Origin of the sequence: Kitasatospora sp. NPDC086791, from assembly GCF_040685975.1 — a bacterium.
Classification (GTDB): Bacteria; Actinomycetota; Actinomycetes; order Streptomycetales; family Streptomycetaceae; genus Kitasatospora.
Genome location: NZ_JBFBOC010000016.1, coordinates 129,087 through 145,777, shown reverse-complemented (window position 1 = coordinate 145,777; position 16,691 = coordinate 129,087). Strand labels below are relative to the sequence as shown.

Below are 16,691 nucleotides of genomic sequence, written 5' to 3'. Positions count from 1 at the left end.
GGGACGCGAAGATCACGCAGATCTACGAGGGGACCAACCAGGTCCAGCGGATCGTGATGGCCCGCAACCTCCCGTAACCCCGCCCGACCTGTACGGCCCGGCCTGGCCCGCACCGGCCCGCACCGGCCTCGTCAGCCGAGCAACGCCGCACCGACGGCCGGACCGAGGGTGGTCCCGGCCGTCGGCGCCCGGGCGGTGAGCCGGTGTTAGGTTGCGGAGAATGAGCGAGAAGGAAGAGCAGGACCTGCCCATGAACGACGGGCCCGCCAAGCCCGCGATGCGCGAGGCGCTGGTCGCCGCGGCCTTCGAGCTCTTCCTGGAGCGCGGCTTCGAGCAGACCACCGTCGACGACATCGTCTCGCTGGCCGGTGTCGGCCGGCGCTCCTTCTTCCGCTACTTCCCGGCGAAGGAGGACGTGGTCTTCCCCGACCACGAGCGCAGCCTCGCCGAGATGACGGAGTTCCTGGAGTCCGGCAGCGGCGAGGAGGACCCGGTCCGGCACGCCTGCGACGCCGCCCGCCTGGTCCTGCGGATGTACGCCGAGCAGCCCTCCTTCTCCGTCCAGCGGTACCGGCTGACCCGCAAGGTGCCCGGCCTGCGGGCGTACGAGCTGTCGGTGGTCTGGCGCTACGAGCACACCCTCGCCGCCTACCTGCGCGGCCGCTTCGCCGCCCGCCCGGACGGCCCGCTGCGCGCGGACGTGATCGCGGCGGCCGTCGTCGCCGCGCACAACCACGCCCTGCGCACCTGGCTGCGCTCGGGCGGGGAGAGCGACTGGGTGGCCGAGGTGGACGCGGCGATGGCCTTCGTCACCGGCACCTGGAGCGACCGGCCGTCCGAGGCCGCCGGCGAGGGCGAGTCCGACGAGGTCGTGGTCCTGGTCGCCAGCCGGCGGGCCCCGCTGTGGCGCATGGTCCAGGGCATCGAGAGCGCCCTGGGCGGCGACACCCGGCAGGCCTGACCGGCGGACCCCGCGGGCCCGCCGCGCTCCTCACCCGTACGGCGCAACTGTGTCCGTTCCCGACCCCGCACGGCCCGCGCGCCGTGCGGGGCACCCCGCCCCGGGCGAGACTCGGTCGCAGGACGGGCACCGCGGCAGCGCGGGCGGCCCGGGAGCGCGAAGGAGCGGCCATGCCGGGGACGCCCCAGCAGCAGGACGGCGGTCCGACCCTGCACGACGTGCTGATGCACAAGGGCTACCTCGGCCTGCTGATGATCTCCGGCCTGGTCGGCATCCCGGTCTCGCTGGCCGCTTTCGGCTTCGTCAGCCTGGAGCACCAACTCCAGCACTGGATCTGGGAGAGCCTGCCGGAGACCGCCGGCTACAGCCAGGCCCCCTGGTGGTGGCCGCTGCCCGCGCTGTTGCTCGCCGGCCTGCTGGTCGCTCCGATCATCACCCGGCTGCCCGGACACGGCGGCCACATCCCGGTGGACGGACTCGGCGGCCCGCCCACCCCGCCCATCGCCGTCCCCGGCGTGGTGCTGGCCGCGCTCGTCTGCCTCCCGCTCGGCGTGGTGCTCGGCCCGGAGGCGCCGCTGATGGCGCTCGGCGGCGGCCTCGCCCTGCTCGCCGTCCGCTCCGCCCAGCGCACCCAACACCCGCAGCTGGTCGCGGTGTTGGGTGCCGCGGGCTCGGCGGCGGCGATCTCCACCATCTTCGGCAACCCGCTGGTCGCCGCCGTCATGATCATCGAGGCCGCCGGGCTGGGCGGCCCGCAACTGGTCGCGCTGATCCTGCCCTGCCTGCTGGCCAGCGGCATCGGCGCGCTGGTCTTCACCGGGTTCGGCCACTGGACCGGCCTGGCGATCGGAGCGCTCTCGCTCCCCAGCGTGCCCAAGAGCAGCATCCCCGATCCGGGCGACTTCCTCTGGGGCGTCCCGCTGGCGGCCGTGATCGCTCTGCTCTGCGTGGCCGGACAGACCCTCGGCCGACGGGTCAAGGCCTTCACCGCGCAGGACACCGCCCGGCGGACCGCCGTCCGCACCGTGCTCTGCGCGGTCGCCGTCGGCGGCAGCATCACCGCGTACGCCCTGCTCACCGGCCGCTCCCCGGAGGAGGCCGCGCTCTCCGGCCAGATCACCCTGGCCAACCTCGCCGCCGACCCGGCCGCCTGGTCGATCGGCGCGCTGCTCGCCCTGGTCCTCTGCAAGGGCCTCGCCTGGTCGATCGCGCTCGGCAGCCTGCGCGGCGGGCCGATCTTCCCGGCGCTCCTGCTCGGAGCCGCCCTCGGCATCGCCTGCGCGCCGTTGCCCGGCTTCGGCGACGAACCCGCCCTGGCCGTCGGGCTGGCGGCGGCGGCCGCGTCCGTCACCCGCCTGCCGGTCACCAGCGCCGTCCTGGGCGCCGCCCTGCTCGGCAGCGACTCGGTGGACGCCATGCCGCTGCTGATCGTCGCCACCGTGACGGCGTTCATCACCAGCGAGGCGCTCCGGAACCGGACGAAGCACGACGCCGCGCCGGCGGGCCGGGCGGAGGGGGCCGGCACCGGCTGAGGCCGCGACCCTCGGCGGCCCGGGCCCTCGGCGGCCGCCCCGGGAAAGCAAAAGAACCCCAGACGAATCTGGGGTTCCCGCTGGTGTCCGAGGGGGGACTTGAACCCCCACGCCCGATAAAGGGCACTAGCACCTCAAGCTAGCGCGTCTGCCATTCCGCCACCCGGACCAGGTGTCGTCCTCGCGGCTTCCGATCTCTCGTCCGTCGCGCTGACAGATGTAACTGTAGCAAAGATCGGCTTGGGCTCCCAAAACGGTTCCGGACCGCGGTGCGGGGCGGGTGGCGGGAGCAAGGGCCACCGTGTGGCGGCGGCGTGACCAGGGGGTTTCGAGGACGTGCGGGGGGTGGATCCGGGTCGGGGGCTGGGGGAGGATGGGCGGACGTGCTCGTACGGCCCGGGTGCAGGTCCTGGGGGTGGCGCGCTGGGGCGTCGGTGCGGGCCAGAGACGAGGAGTGACCGTGAGCGAGCGGAGCGAGTCGGCGGCACCGAAGGTGACGGCTGAGTCCGAGGTCGCCGGGATCTGTCGCGATCTGATCCGGATCGACACCAGCAACTACGGGGACGGCTCCGGCCCGGGCGAGCGCAAGGCGGCCGAGTACGTGGCCGAGCAGCTCGCCGAGTTCGGGCTGGAGCCGCAGATCTTCGAATCGGCCAAGGGCCGCGCCTCGACCGTGGTCCGGATCGAGGGCGAGGACCGCTCCCGCCCGGGCCTGCTGATCCACGGCCACACCGACGTGGTGCCGGCCAACGCCGCGGACTGGACGTACGACCCGTTCGGGGGCGAGATCGCGGACGGCTGCGTCTGGGGCCGCGGCGCGGTCGACATGAAGGACATGGACGCGATGACCCTGGCGGTCATCCGGGACCGGCTGCGCACCGGGCGCAAGCCCCCGCGCGACATCGTGCTGGCCTTCCTCGCCGACGAGGAGGCCGGCGGCACCTACGGCGCGCGCTACCTGGTGGACAAGCACCCGGGGCTGTTCGAGGGCGTGACCGAGGCGATCGGCGAGGTCGGCGGCTTCTCCTTCACGGTCAACGACCAGGTCCGCCTCTACCTGGTGGAGACGGCCGAGAAGGGCATGCACTGGATGCGCCTGACGGTCGAGGGCCGGGCCGGCCACGGCTCGATGGAGAACGACGACAACGCGATCACCGAGCTGTGCGAGGCGGTCGCCCGGCTCGGCCGGCACCAGTTCCCGCTGCGGATCACCAAGACCGTCCGGGCCTTCCTGGACGAGCTGTCGGACGCGCTCGGGGTCGAGCTGGACCCGGAGAACATGGACGAGACGCTGCGCGTCCTCGGCGGCATCGCCAAGATGATCGGCACCACGTTGCGCAACACCGCCCAGCCGACCATGCTCGGCGCCGGGTACAAGGTGAACGTGATCCCCGGTCAGGCCACCGCGCACGTGGACGGGCGCTTCCTGCCCGGCTACGAGGAGGAGTTCCTGGCCGAGCTGGACAGCGTGCTCGGCCCGCGGGTGAAGCGCGAGAGCCTGCACTCGGACAAGGCGATCGAGACCGGCTTCGACGGGGCGCTGGTCGAGGCGATGCAGACCGCGCTGCGGGCCGAGGACCCGATCGCCCGGGCGGTGCCGTACTGCCTGTCGGGCGGGACGGACGCCAAGTCCTTCCAGGACCTGGGGATCCGCTGCTTCGGCTTCGCGCCGCTGCAGCTGCCGCCGGACCTGGACTTCGCCGGGATGTTCCACGGCGTGGACGAGCGGGTGCCGGTGGACGGCCTGAAGTTCGGCGTCCGGGTGCTGGACCGCTTCCTCGACGCCTGCTGATCAGGCGACTGGGTCGGCCCGCTCCCGGAGTGCCGGGGGCGGGCCGACCGCATTGTCGGAGCTGATGATTGTGGGACGGGTAAAAGGAGATCGACAGAAACGATTCTGCCGGGAATTGCGGATCGAGTATCTGTGCGAGGCTTCACCGTTGCGGGTGAATGGGAAATCTGTTCCGTACCCCGTTTGCCGCAGCGTCGTTCATCCCTGTGCAGCCCGCCGAACGGGTTGCGTTGTCCATACAGGAGGAATGATGAAGGTCAAGAAGATCGCCGCCGTCGCCGCCGCCACCGGTGGCCTGGTGCTCGCCGCCGCCGGTGTCGCGTCCGCTCACGGCGGCGCGGGTGCCGAGGGTGTGGCCGCCGGTTCCCCGGGCGTCCTCTCCGGCAACCTGATCCAGGTCCCGGTGCACATCCCGGTGAACGCCTGTGGCAACACCGTCAGCGTGATCGGCGTGCTGAACCCGGCGTTCGGCAACCACTGCGCCAACGTCTGAGCCGACTCTCCGGGCCGCTGAGGCCCGTCGAGGGCGCCGGACCAGGCCCCCGGGCGGCGGACGCGCCGCGCCGGGGGCCTTCGCGCGCGGCGGCCGCGGATGCGCGCACGGCCTCGGACGGCCGAGCGGCGGACCCGGATGCACGCGGGGTGGTCCCGGATGCACGCACGGCGGACCCGGATACATGTCCGGCGACACGATCGCTCGATCGGGTGAAGCCGCCGCGTTCGGCCCAACCTCCCCGTTCGCCCCTCGTTAACTCCTGTGCAGCCGAAGACCTTGCGTGATTTACGGATGTATCAAAATTCCGACTTTCATAAGGTTCATGCCGAGGTCGACACGTCGTCTCGAAAACGTCAGGGGAAAACATGAGGAATGTAGCCAAGAAGGGGATCCTCACGGCCGTGGCCACCGGCAGTGTGCTGGCCTCGACCGCCGGCTACGCCTATGCGGGTGCCGAGGCGCAGGGGAGTGCGGTCGGGTCACCCGGCGTCGCCTCGGGCAACTCGGTCCAGGTGCCGGTCGAGGTGCCGATCAACGCCTGCGGCAACACGGTCGACGTGATCGGCGCGCTGAACCCGGCGTTCGGCAACCGCTGCGCCAACGTCAGCGGCGGCCGGCACGCGGCGCCCCAGGTCGGCCAGACCGGCCAGGGCGGCCAGTCCGGGCAGTCCGGCCAGGGCGGCGGCACCGCGAGCTCCGGCACCGGCGGGAGCCGGGGCAGCACCGTCGCGGGTTCCTCCGCGTCCGGCACTGCGGCGGGCTCGCCCGGCGTCATCTCCGGCAACAGCATCCAGGCCCCGGTCCACGTCCCGGTCAACGCCTGCGGCAACTCCGTCGACGTGGTCGGCGTCGCCAACCCCGCCTTCGGCAACGAGTGCGCCAACGTGGCGCAGCCGGCACCGAAGCCCGCGCCGAAGCCCGCGCCGAAGCCGAGCGACGACTGCCCCGAGACCAGCCACCCGACCCCGCCGCCGACCGGCGGCGAGACCACTCCGGGGAACCCGCGCAACGGTGGCCCGACCACCACGACCCCCGCCGCGCCGACCGGCAGCCCGAGCACCCAGGCCGTCCCGGCCGCCGTCCGCACGCCGGCCCCGGCCGAGGCCCAGCTGGCCTCCACCGGCGCCGGCGGCGTCGAGCTGCTCGGCGCGGCCGGGCTGGCGCTGCTGCTCGGCGGCGGCGTGCTCTACCGCCGTGCCCGCGCCGGGGCCCGCTGACCGGCTAGGCCGTGGCCCCCGCGTCCGCACCCCGCGTCCGCACCCCGCGTCCGCGGACGCCTGCCGCGGGAGGGGCGTACCCGCCGTGGGAACGACGCACCCGCGGCCGCCGGACGGACCGGCGGCCGCGGGTGTTCGAAGACCTCGGGTGGATTCCCGCTCGGGGCGGAGCGACCCGGGCGTCACCAGCTCCGGACCTGGCGGATGATCCTCCGCTTGAGCCGGACCGTCCGGCTGCCGTCGGGGAACAGCCTCAGCCGGTCGAGCTCCCAGTGCCCGTACTCGGCGTGCTCGGTGAGCAGTTGGCGTGCCGCGTTGCGCGTGGTGCCGCGCGGCATGCGCAGCGACTGGTACTCGTACTCCGGCTGCCGGACCGGCTTGCGTGGTGTCAAAACGCTCCTCCTGGGGATCACCTGCGGGCAAGCCTACGGCCTGCCACGGACAGTCGGCCCGGGTATTTCCGGCCGTCCTCCCGTGCGGAAGCGGCGGCCCAGGGACGCCCGAACCGGGCGGTCGGCTGACAGCGCATCAGTTCTGTTGCCCGGTGTGGAGGGGATACCCCGATCCCGGCGCGCGAAGCGGTACCCGGACGGCCCCGACGATCTCCCCGTGCGCCCTCCACGCCCGTTCCGCGCCGGTCCCGCCGGGGACGTACCCGTGCAGATCGGACATCAGGGGGGAAGTTGCGGTGAAATCGCGGGTGTAGGTGACAACCGCTGTGCGTACCGACACCGCGGGGAGATAGCGTCTGCACCATGTCTGATGCCGCGCAGCCCACCATTGCCGAGGTACGCGCCGCCGCTGAGGCGGTCAAGGCCGCCATCGACCGTCATCTGGAAGCGGTGTCAAGCCCCAACGCAGCCGATGATCCCGCCGTATCCGCCGCCTACGAGCAGCTCGCGACGGCGGCCATCGCCTACGACCAGCTCCTGTACGAGGCCTACGACGAGGTCACGCCCTTCGAGATCCCCGGGGACGAGGGGCCCGGCGGGTACCACGGCCCCGAACAGCCCGAGGCGATCAGCGTGTTGATCCGCCGCGACTACCACGTCGTCGACGCCAAGCGGTTGCGCGCCCAGGCCGAGCGGCTGGACGAGTCGCTGACCCCGGGCGGCGCCGGCGCGGGCGGGGTCAACGCCGCGATCGGCGTGCTGTTCGGTGAGTACGAGCCCGACGAGATCGCCGCCCGCAGCGAGGAGTTCGGCCTGGAGGAGGCCGACTCGACGCTCTGGGTCGCGGCCGCCGAGCCGACCGAGCCGGGGGAGTGGCTGCCGGAGCCCTTCGAGCACGCCGATCCGCAGCTGCTGATCTGCCGGTTCGACGTGAGCGAGGTCTACGACGACGAGGACCCGGACGACTGACCGCGGCAGGGACGTGAACGACGGGCGGGCCCCGGGGTCATGGGGCCCGCCCGTCGTTCACGTCCGGGGCCCGGTCGTGCCGGGCCCCGGACGTCGAGCCTCAGGACACCGAGCGTCAGGACACCGAGGCGGCGTTCTCGGCGAGGACCGCCCGCAGCCGGGTGGTGCGCGACTGCGCCGGGCGCTCGGCGACGGCCTGGAGGAGCGCCGGGCCCGCCGCGTGCACCACGGACAGGTGCCGCTCGGCCCGACCGAAGGCGGTGTAGACCCACTGCCGGGTGAGCCCCGGCGCGGCGTCCTCCGGGATCACGACCACGGCGCCCGGCCAGCGGCGGCCCAGCGCCTGGTGCGCCGTCAGCGCCCAGCCGTGCCGCAGCCGGGCGGCCGCGGCGGGCGTGACGGTCCGGCGCGAGCCGTCCGCGTACTCCAGGTGCAGGCCGGTGGCGTCGCCGTCCAGCACCCGGGCCGGGTGAGTGACGCCGGGCGCGGGGGAGTCGACCACCCGGTCGCCCGGGTCGAAGCCGCCGAACCGGCCGGGGCCGGGGTTCAGCCGCGCCTTGGCCGCGGCGTTCAGCACCCGGGTGCCGGCCGCACCGCCGTGGCCGGGGGTGAGCAGCACCACCTGCTCGGCGGGGATGCCGAGGGCGCGCGGGATGGAGTCGGTGAGCAGCTGGACGGCGCGGTGGACGGCCTCGCCGGCGTCCTTGGCGGTCAGGATGACCACCTCCTTGTCCGGTGCGTCGACCGGCTGGAGCTCGCCGATGCCGACGCCGGAGACCAGCTCGCCGATCGGGCCGAAGTCCGGGGTCCGGGAGGCGACCGCCGGGCAGACCTTGGCGGCCAGCAGGTCGGCGAAGATCCGGCCGGGGCCGGCCGACCAGAGCTGGCCCGGGTCCCCGCTGAGCACCAGCCGGGTGCCGTCGGCGAGCGACTCCAGGACGGTCGCGGCCAGTTCGAGGTCCAGCAGCGGGGCGTCCAGGACGACCAGCAGGTCCAGGGCGAGCGTGCCGTCCGGGGCGCGGCCGGGGCCGGCGGCGCCGGAGAGCAGGTCGGCGAGGGTGGCCACCGGGGGTCCGGCGTCCGCCCCGGCCGGGTCGCCCGCGCAGAGCGCGGCGAAGGAGTCCCGGCCCTGGTCGCTCCAGGTGGCGGCCCAGGCCCGTAGTCCGAGGCCCCGGGCGGCGGCGATCAGCGCGGCCGGTTCGGCACGGGAGGCCTCGCCGCCGGTGTGCAGCACCAGGGCGCCGTCGGCGACGGCGCGGATCAGGGCGGTCGCGGAGGAGGACGGCGCGGCCGCGGCGGCGGCTTCCCAGGCGGCCGGCCCGGGGGCGGTGGGGGCCTGGTCCGCGCCGTCCGGATCCGAGTCGGCGGTCTCCGGTGCTTCGCCTTCCGGCGCCTCGGCCGCCAGGTCGGCCTCCTCGGCCTCCTCGGCCTCCGCCGTGGCGTCCTCCCCGTCGGCGTCCTCGCCCGGGACGAAGGTGGCCATCAGCTTGACCAGCTCCTCGGCGAGGGTGTCCTCCGCCATCGCCAGCCGCTCCAGCGCGAGCAGCGTCCGGGTCGGCGGCTCCTCGTCGTCCCCGCCCGCCGCGTGCGCCTCGGGGCCGGTCAGCTCCTCCTGGGAGGGCAGCACCCGCCCGTCCTCGACGGCGGACCGGATCGCGGCCGCCGGGTCCGGCATCCGGAGCCGTTCGAGCCCGGTGGCCACCTCGGCCAGGTCCAGCGCCGAGTGCCCGCGCAGCACCGCCTGCTCCAGCAGCCACGGCACCAGCGCCCTGGCCCGGCGCTCGTCGCCCGGCTCGGCTTCCGGGCCCAGCAGCGTACGGGCGAAGCCGTCCGCCTGCTCGGGGCGGACGCCGGGCAGGCCCAGCACCGCCCACGGGTCCTTGCGCAGCCGCTCGGCGGCGTCGTCGCCGAACTCGGCCACGGCGGCCGCCGCCAGCCCGGCCGAGGCACCGCCGGCGGTCAGCACCGCGGCGGTCTGCTGGAGCGCGTCACCGTGCGGCTCGTCGGGCGCCGAGGCGGTCGCGGCAGCCGCGACCGTCGGGGCGGTGGGAGCGGAAGGGCCGGCCGGCGGAGCCGCAGCCGTCGTGGCAGCGGGAGCGGCGGCCTGCTCGGCCTGCTCGGCTCGCTCTGCCGGTTCCGCGGTGCGTGGCGCTGCGCCCCCCGGACGCGGACCCGGGCCCTCCGGCCTGGCTCCGCCCAACTCCTTCGGCCTGCTGCTGAGCATCTCCTGCCGCAGCGCCGCGACCCTGGCCGCCTTCTCCTCCGGAGTCAGCCGAGCCCCGCCGGTCCCCTCCGGAGCGCCGTTCCCCGTGTCACTCATCGTCGTCCGCTCCCAAGGTCACTCCACCGCACGTTCCGCTCGACGATCCGGTCCGGGCCTCACAGCTCGGTCCACCCCTGGTCCGGGTAGCGGTGCACCGGCGACGAGACGTCGTCCAGCGCACCGCGGATCTCACCCGGAAGCGTAAGCTCCTCCACCGACAGCGCCGCCTGCAGCTGTGCCACCGTCCGTGCGCCGACCAGCGCGCTCGCCACCCCGGGCCGGTCCCGGACCCAGGCCAGGGCGACCGCCAGCGGGCTGCTGGCGAGCCCGTCGGCGGCGGTGGCGAGGGCGTCCACGATCCGCCGCGAGCGCTCCCCGAGGTACGGCTGGACGAAGCCGGCCAGGTACGGCGAGGCGCCGCGCGAGTCCGGCGGGACGCCGTGCCGGTACTTGCCGGTGAGCACCCCGCGGCCGAGCGGCGAACCGGCCAGCACCCCGATCCCGGCGTCCAGCGCGGCGGGCAGCGCCTCCCGTTCGATCCCGCGCTGCAGCAGCGAGTACTCCAGCTGAGCCCCGGCCGGCGGCACCCGCCCGTGGTGGGCGCGCTGCCAGGTGGCGGCCTTGGCGAGCTGCCAGCCGCTGAAGTCGCAGACCCCGACGTAGCGGGCCCGTCCGGAGGAGACGGCGATGTCGAGGGCGCTGAGCGTCTCCTCGACCGGGGTCGTCGGGTCGAAGGAGTGCACCTGCCAGAGGTCGACGTAGTCGGTGCCGAGGCGGCGCAGCGAGGCGTCGAGGGCGGAGAGCAGGTGGCCGCGCGAGCAGTCGAAGCGGCGGGCGGACTCGGGGACGCTGCCGGCCTTGGTGGCGATGACGAGTTCGGAGCGGGGGACCAGGCCGTCGGTGAGCCGGGAGAGCAGGTACTCGGCGCCGCCGTCGGCGTACACGTCGGCGGTGTCGACCAGGTTGCCGCCGGCGTCGACGAACTCCTTGAGCTGCTCGGCGGCCTCGTGCTCGTCGGTGTCGCGGCCCCAGGTCATGGTGCCGAGGCCGAGCCGGGAGACCTGCAGGCCGGTACGCCCCAGGTGACGCTGTTCCATCGGACGGGCCCTCCACTGGCCGGTGGCCCCGGGTGCCCCGGCAGCCCTGTGAACGCGCAGGTGGGGAGCGCGCTCCCCACGTCGGCCGAGCGTAGCGGCCGGTGTGCGGACAGGTGCGGAGACCCGCAGAACGATCACCGCCGGGAGGAGCGGTGCCGGTGTGACCCAGCCCACCGCTACCCGTCAGTAGCATGTCGGGCGCGGGCGCGGTTACCCTCGGTCCGACCCAACCCCACTGGAAGGTGCGGCAGATGCGACTCGGGATCAACCTCGGCTACTGGGGACTCGGCATGGACGCCGACAACATCGCGGTGGCCCAGGAGGCGGACCGGCTCGGCTACGCGGTCTGCTGGGCGGCGGAGGCGTACGGCTCGGACGCCGCGACCGTGCTCAGCTACGTCGCCGCGAAGACCGAACGGATCGACGTCGGTTCGGCCATCTTCCAGATCCCGGCCCGCACCCCGGCGATGACCGCGATGACCGCCGCGACCCTGGACACCCTCTCCGGCGGCCGGTTCCGGCTCGGCCTCGGCGTCTCCGGCCCGCAGGTGTCCGAGGGCTGGTACGGCGTGAAGTTCGACAAGCCGCTGGCCCGCACCCGCGAGTACGTGGAGATCGTCCGCAAGGCGATGTCCCGCGAGCGCCTGGTCCACGATGGCGCGCACTGGACGCTGCCGCTGCCCGGTGGCCCGGGCAAGCCGATCAAGCTCACCGTGCACCCGGTGCGCGAGCGGATCCCGCTGTACATCGCCGCGATCGGCCCGAAGAACCTGGAGCTGACCGGCGAGATCGCCGACGGCTGGCTGGGCATCTTCTTCTCGCCCGAGCACGCCGCGATGTCCCTCGACCCGCTGACGGCCGGCCGCGCCAAGGCCGGGGAGACGCTGGAGGGCTTCGACCTCTGCCCGACCGTGAACCTCGCGGTCGGCGAGGACATCAAGGCCGGGGTCGACGCCCTGCGCTCGTACGCCGCGCTCTACATCGGCGGCATGGGCAGCAAGGAGAAGAACTTCTACCACCAGCTGACCCGGCGGATGGGTTACGAGCAGGCCGCCGACGAGGTCCAGGAGCGGTACCTGGCGCGGGACTACGCGGGCGCCGCGGCGGCCGTCCCGCACGACCTGATCGACGCCACCTCGCTGATCGGCGACACGGCCCGGATCGCCGACCGGATGCAGGCCTACGCCGACGCGGGCGTCACCACGCTCACCCTGGCCCCCGCCGGGTTCACCCTGGACGAGCGGATCCTGGCGCTGCGCACGGGCGTCGAGGCGCTGGAGCGGGCCGGGCTGGCGTAAGGCGCCGGGCCTCGGGCGGGCGGAACCGGGCAGCAAGCGGCGCTACAGCCAGTCGTGCCGCTTGAACACCCGGTGCAGGACCACGCAGACCACGGCCATCAGCGCCAGCACCGCCGGGTACCCCCAGGGCTGGTGGAGCTCGGGCATGTCGTCGAAGTTCATCCCGTAGATGCCCGCGATCATCGTCGGCACGGCGGCCAGCGCCGCCCAGGCCGAGATCTTCCGCATGTCGTTGTTCTGCTGCACGCTGACCTGCGCCAGGTTGGCGTTGAGGATGTCGGACAGCAGCCGGTCCATGCCGTCCACCTGGTCGTTCACCCGGGCCAGGTGGTCGGCGACGTCCCGCAGGTAGGGCGCCGTCTCGGGGCGGACGAAGCGGGCGCCGCGCTCCAGCGTCAGCATCGGTTCCAGCAGCGGGCCGGTGGCGCGGCGCACGGACATCACCTGGCGCTTGTAGCCGTAGATCCGCCCGGCGGTGTCGCGGCCGACCCGGCCGGGGGTGAAGATCTCGGACTCCAGTTCGTCCAGGTCGGCCTGCAGGGCGGTGGCCACCTCCACGTAGCCGTCCACGACGGTGTCGGCGACCGAGTGCAGCACCGAGCTGGGCCCGTAGCGCAGCAGCTCGGGCTCCTGTTCCAGCCTGGCCCGCAGGCCGCCGAGCGGGCTGTCCGCGCCGTGCCGGACGGTCATCACGAAGTCGTGGCCGAGGAAGACCATCACCTCGCCGACCGTGGCGGCGTGCGCGCCGGGGGCGTAGCCGAGGGTCTTCAAGGTGATGAACAGCGAGCCCTGGTAGGCCTCGACCTTGGGGCGCTGGTGGGCGCTGACGGCGTCCTCGACGGCCAGCGGGTGCAGCGCGAACTCCTTGCCGACGTGGTCGAGTTCCTCGGCGGTCGGCTCGAAGAGGCCTATCCAGACGAAGCCGTCCGGACCGGCCGCGCGGGCGGCGGCGAGCGCGCCGGCCAGGTCGGCGGGGGCCTCGATCCGGCGGCCGTCGCAGTAGGCGGCGCAGTGGACGATCATGCGGGCCATTGTCACCCGGCCGCGGCCGTGGGGCACGGATCCGGGCGGAACGGGCCCACGGGAGGCGACGGCCCGGTGGGCCCGACCGGACGGGACCGCCCGGCGCCGGACCGCGGCGGGCAGCCGGACGGCGACCGGTCTCCACGGCCGGGCCCGGAGGCCGTAGGCTGAGCCCCATGCCCACCCTGCTGCTCGTCCGTCACGGCCGCTCCACCGCGAACACCGCCGGGATCCTGGCCGGTTGGACCCCCGGCGTCGACCTCGACGACACCGGGCGGGCGCAGGCCGCCGCGCTGGCCGACCGGCTGGCCGGCGTCCCGCTGGCGCGGGCCGTCAGCAGCCCGCTGGAGCGCTGCCGGCAGACGCTGGAGCCGCTGCTGGCCGCCCGGCCCGAGTTGGGGGCGCCGACCGAGGACGAGCGGCTGGGGGAGTGCCACTACGGCGAGTGGACCGGCCGGCCGCTGGCCGAGCTGGCCGAGGAGCCGCTCTGGCGCACCGTCCAGGACCACGCCGCCGCCGCGGCCTTCCCCGGCGGCGAGTCGCTGCGCGAGCTGAGCCACCGCACGGTGAGCGCGGTGCGCGAGTGGAACGGGAAGATCGCCGCCGAGCACGGCGAGGACGCGGTCTGGATCGCCTGCTCGCACGGTGACGTGATCAAGGCGGTGGTGGCCGACGCGCTCGGCCTGCACCTGGACCACTTCCAGCGGATCAGCGTGGAGCCCTGTTCGGTCACCGCGATCCGCTACACCCCGCAGCGGCCCTTCGTGCTGAGAATGGGTGACACCGGAGACCTCGCCTCGCTGGCGCCGAAGGCCGGTCCGGCTCCGGCCGCCCCGGCGGGCGACGCGGTGGTCGGCGGCACCGCCTGAGCGGTGGCGACCTGGAGGTACCGCTCGGCCGCGCCGCGGTTCAGGCGGTGCCGGCCCGAGGCGCGCCGACCCCCGGCGCAAGCCCGCGACACCCGTCCGGGCGGCACGACCCGGACTCCGGTGTGCCACCCGCCCGCGGCCGTCGGCTCGGCTCCCCGGCCGGAGCCCGAAGGTCGTAGGGTGACTAACGAGTCCGAACACCCGCGATCCCCCACGGCGGATCCGCGCCGACCGACACGATCCGGAGCGAGAGCGTGACCCGTCAGGTCTTCTTCTACGACCAGCCCGAACGGTTCGTGGCCGGCACCGTCGGCCAGCCCGGCGCCAGGGCGTTCTACCTGCAGGCCAGTGCCCGGGGCCGGATCACCAGCGTGCTGCTGGAGAAGACCCAGGTCGCGGCGCTCGCCGAGCGCATCGAGGAGGTCCTGGACGAGGCGCTGCGGCGCAGCGGCGGCGACGCGGCCATCCCGGCCGCCGCCCCGAAGGACCTGCTCGACACCGCCCCGCTGGACCTTCCGCTGGAGCAGGAGTTCCGGGTCGGCACGATGGCCCTGGCCTGGGACAGCGTGGACGGCTGCCTGGTGGTCGAGGCGCAGGCGCTGGTCGAGGAGGAGGACGAGGAGGAGGACGCCGCCGCGGCCGTCTTCACCGACGACGACGCCGGCCCGGACATGCTGCGGGTGCGCCTGTCCGGCGCGATGGCGCGGGTGTTCGCCAAGCGGGCGCTGGACCTGGTCGCGGCCGGCCGCAAGCCCTGCCCGTTCTGCAACCTGCCGCTCGACCCGGAGGGCCACCTGTGCCCGCGCGCGAACGGCTACCGGCGCTGAACACCGAGACCCCGCCGCAGGCCGACCCGGCGGCCGCCGCCGCGCTGGCCGCCGACGTGCCCACCGCCCTCGCGCTGCTGCGCCAGGGCGAGCTGACGGTGCACGGCCGGCTCACCGAGGCCTCCAACGCGGCGCTGTACTGCACGGTCGCGCACGGCTCGCTGAGCGCGCAGGCCGTCTACAAGCCGGTGGCCGGCGAGCGACCGCTCTGGGACTTCCCGGACGGCACGCTGGCGGGCCGTGAGGTCGCCGCGTACGAGCTGTCCGCGGCGACCGGCTGGGCGCTGATCCCGCCCACCGTGCTGCGCGACGGTCCGCACGGGCCCGGCATGGTGCAGCTGTGGGTCGAGCCGGACCCGGAGGCCGCGCCGCTGCTCGCGCTGCAGGACCCGCGCGGCCCGGAGGAGGGCTGGCTGCCGATCGTCCGGGCCGAGGTCGAGGGCGGGCGCACCGCGCTGCTGGTGCACCACGACGACCGGCGGCTGCGCCGGCTCGCGGTGCTGGACGCGGTGCTCAACAACGCCGACCGCAAGGGCGGACACCTGATCCCGGCCGCCGACGGCCGGGTGTACGGCATCGACCACGGCGTCACCTTCAACACCGAGGGCAAGCTGCGCACGCTGCTCTGGGGCTGGGCGGGGGACCCGTTGCCCGCCGAGGCGCTGGAGGTGCTGGCCGGGCTCGCCGGGCAGCTGGACGGCGAGCTCGCCGAGCGCCTCGCCCCGCACCTGACGGAGGCGGAGCTGGACGCGACCCGGGCCCGGGTGGCCGAGCTGCGCGGCTCCGGCCGCCATCCGCTGCCCCCCGAGGACTGGCCCGCGATTCCCTGGCCGCCGGTGTAGCGGCCGCGGGTCCGCCTGCGGGCTCCGCGGGCCGGCTCGGGCGGGCCGGCTCGGGCGGGCCGGACCGATGGTCTGGACCTGTCCCCGGAATGGGTCGCACACTGCTCCGATGGACGCGCGACGGACCACCCCCACCCCCCGAACCACGCCGGACCTGCCGTTGCACCGCCTTCAGGTCCCGCTGCCCCAGCTGCTCCCCTTCGCCATCGGCAGTTTCGACACGATCGGCCCGCTGTCCCGGGCCGGTTTCCCCCACCGGCACTCGTTCTACGAGATCGTCCACGTCACCGGCGGCCGCGGCGCCCACGTCCTGGACCTGGTCCACCGGTCGCTGGCGCCGCCGCAGTTGTGCGTGATCACCCCCGGCCAGGTGCACTACTGGGCGGACACCGAGGAACTCGCCGGCCGGGTCCTCCTGTTCAACGAGGACTTCCTGCTCGGCCACCCGCAGGACCTGGCCGCGCTGCGGGCCCTGGCCACCCGACCCGCCCTCGCGCTCGGTGGACAGGCGGACGCGATCGGCGCCCTGTTCACCGACATGGAGGGCGAGTACCTGACCAGGGCGCCCGGCTACCAGGGCGTGCTGCGGGCCAGCCTGCACATCCTGATCGTCCGGGCACTGCGCGCCTGCGCCCCGGCCGACCGCCCCGCGGTGCCCAGCCGGCCGGCCGAAGTGGCCGCCGCCTTCACCCGGTTGATCGCCCAGCCGGGCGGGGTGCGGCACTCGGTGGCCTCCACGGCCCAGGAACTCGGCGTCTCCCCGGGGCACTTGCAGACCCTGGTCAAGCAGGCGACCGGTCGCACCCCGGGCGGGTTGATCCGCCGCCAGCAGACCCTGGAGGCCAAACGGCTGCTCGCCTGCACGGATTTGACGATCCGTCAGGTGTCCAAGGAGGCCGGCTTCGTGGACCCGGCGTACTTCTGCCGCTTCTTCCGCAGGGAGACCGGGATGACGCCGGGGGAGTTCCGGGCCCGGGTCGACGGAAATCACCACGATCCCCGGATCATGTCCATCGCGGTCGCGCCGGACGGCCCGTAACTTTGCTGCTGGCCACCGGTGGCCGGTCCGGCGCGCGGACGGGCGGCCGGTCCGCGCCCTTGTCATGCCCCCAC

The 16,691-nt window shown here is 74.5% G+C and carries 15 protein-coding genes and 1 tRNA gene; 11 read left to right on the top strand and 5 right to left on the bottom strand.

What is annotated here, in order from left to right:
- Nucleotides 1-220: 220 nt before the first annotated feature.
- Complete coding sequence (locus tag AB0Q99_RS21905) at nucleotides 221-961, top strand: TetR family transcriptional regulator (RefSeq protein WP_363574211.1); 741 nt, start codon at nucleotides 221-223, stop codon at nucleotides 959-961.
- 170 nt (nucleotides 962-1,131) lie between these two features.
- A complete protein-coding gene (locus AB0Q99_RS21900) occupies nucleotides 1,132-2,493 on the top strand; it encodes a chloride channel protein (protein WP_363574209.1) in 1,362 nt (453 codons plus the stop codon).
- 81 nt (nucleotides 2,494-2,574) lie between these two features.
- Here AB0Q99_RS21900 and AB0Q99_RS21895 read toward each other — a convergent pair.
- Nucleotides 2,575-2,662, bottom strand: a tRNA-Leu gene (locus tag AB0Q99_RS21895).
- Between the two features lie 291 nt (nucleotides 2,663-2,953).
- Between AB0Q99_RS21895 and AB0Q99_RS21890 the strand changes: the two genes are divergently transcribed.
- From AB0Q99_RS21890 to AB0Q99_RS21880, 3 genes are all read left to right on the top strand, one after another.
- A complete protein-coding gene (locus AB0Q99_RS21890; RefSeq protein WP_363574207.1) occupies nucleotides 2,954-4,285 on the top strand; it encodes a M20/M25/M40 family metallo-hydrolase in 1,332 nt (443 codons plus the stop codon).
- 247 nt (nucleotides 4,286-4,532) lie between these two features.
- Nucleotides 4,533-4,778, top strand: a complete 246-nt coding sequence (locus AB0Q99_RS21885; protein ID WP_363574205.1) for a chaplin — start codon at nucleotides 4,533-4,535, stop codon at nucleotides 4,776-4,778.
- 404 nt (nucleotides 4,779-5,182) lie between these two features.
- A complete protein-coding gene (locus tag AB0Q99_RS21880) occupies nucleotides 5,183-5,998 on the top strand; it encodes a chaplin (RefSeq protein ID WP_363574203.1) in 816 nt (271 codons plus the stop codon).
- 182 nt (nucleotides 5,999-6,180) lie between these two features.
- Here AB0Q99_RS21880 and AB0Q99_RS21875 read toward each other — a convergent pair whose 3' ends face one another.
- A complete protein-coding gene (locus AB0Q99_RS21875) occupies nucleotides 6,181-6,390 on the bottom strand; it encodes a DUF5703 family protein (protein WP_224285495.1) in 210 nt (69 codons plus the stop codon).
- A 363-nt stretch (nucleotides 6,391-6,753) separates the two neighbouring features.
- Between AB0Q99_RS21875 and AB0Q99_RS21870 the strand changes: the two genes are divergently transcribed.
- On the top strand, nucleotides 6,754-7,359 hold the full coding sequence (locus AB0Q99_RS21870; protein ID WP_363574201.1) for a hypothetical protein: 606 nt from the start codon (nucleotides 6,754-6,756) through the stop codon (nucleotides 7,357-7,359).
- A 115-nt stretch (nucleotides 7,360-7,474) separates the two neighbouring features.
- Here the strand turns inward: AB0Q99_RS21870 and AB0Q99_RS21865 are convergent, their stop codons facing one another.
- A complete protein-coding gene (locus AB0Q99_RS21865; protein WP_363574199.1) occupies nucleotides 7,475-9,679 on the bottom strand; it encodes a helix-hairpin-helix domain-containing protein in 2,205 nt (734 codons plus the stop codon).
- A 59-nt stretch (nucleotides 9,680-9,738) separates the two neighbouring features.
- A complete protein-coding gene (locus tag AB0Q99_RS21860; RefSeq protein ID WP_363574197.1) occupies nucleotides 9,739-10,719 on the bottom strand; it encodes an aldo/keto reductase in 981 nt (326 codons plus the stop codon).
- Between the two features lie 251 nt (nucleotides 10,720-10,970).
- On the opposite strand from AB0Q99_RS21860, the gene AB0Q99_RS21855 reads away from it, so the two are divergent.
- Nucleotides 10,971-12,017, top strand: coding sequence for an LLM class F420-dependent oxidoreductase (locus tag AB0Q99_RS21855; RefSeq protein WP_363574195.1), 1,047 nt, complete (start codon nucleotides 10,971-10,973; stop codon nucleotides 12,015-12,017).
- Nucleotides 12,018-12,059: 42 nt separating this feature from the next.
- On the opposite strand, the gene AB0Q99_RS21850 is transcribed toward AB0Q99_RS21855, so the two are convergent.
- Nucleotides 12,060-13,040 (bottom strand): magnesium and cobalt transport protein CorA, encoded by a 981-nt coding sequence (locus AB0Q99_RS21850; RefSeq protein WP_363574193.1) that lies wholly within the window; start codon nucleotides 13,038-13,040, stop codon nucleotides 12,060-12,062.
- Between the two features lie 176 nt (nucleotides 13,041-13,216).
- Here AB0Q99_RS21850 and AB0Q99_RS21845 point away from each other — a divergent pair, with 176 nt between their 5' ends.
- From AB0Q99_RS21845 to AB0Q99_RS21830, 4 genes are all read left to right on the top strand, one after another.
- Nucleotides 13,217-13,909 carry a histidine phosphatase family protein gene (locus AB0Q99_RS21845; RefSeq protein ID WP_363574191.1) on the top strand — a complete coding sequence of 231 codons (693 nt, stop codon included), beginning with the start codon at nucleotides 13,217-13,219 and terminating at the stop codon, nucleotides 13,907-13,909.
- A gap of 254 nt (nucleotides 13,910-14,163) precedes the next feature.
- Nucleotides 14,164-14,736, top strand: a complete 573-nt coding sequence (locus tag AB0Q99_RS21840; protein WP_363574189.1) for a DUF3090 domain-containing protein — start codon at nucleotides 14,164-14,166, stop codon at nucleotides 14,734-14,736.
- A gap of 44 nt (nucleotides 14,737-14,780) precedes the next feature.
- Entirely contained in the window at nucleotides 14,781-15,578 is a 798-nt protein-coding gene (locus AB0Q99_RS21835; RefSeq protein WP_363574231.1) for an SCO1664 family protein, read from the top strand.
- 109 nt (nucleotides 15,579-15,687) lie between these two features.
- The gene (locus AB0Q99_RS21830; protein WP_363574187.1) at nucleotides 15,688-16,617 is read left to right on the top strand and encodes an AraC family transcriptional regulator; all 930 of its coding nucleotides are present in this window, start codon (nucleotides 15,688-15,690) and stop codon (nucleotides 16,615-16,617) included.
- Nucleotides 16,618-16,691 lie beyond the last annotated feature (74 nt).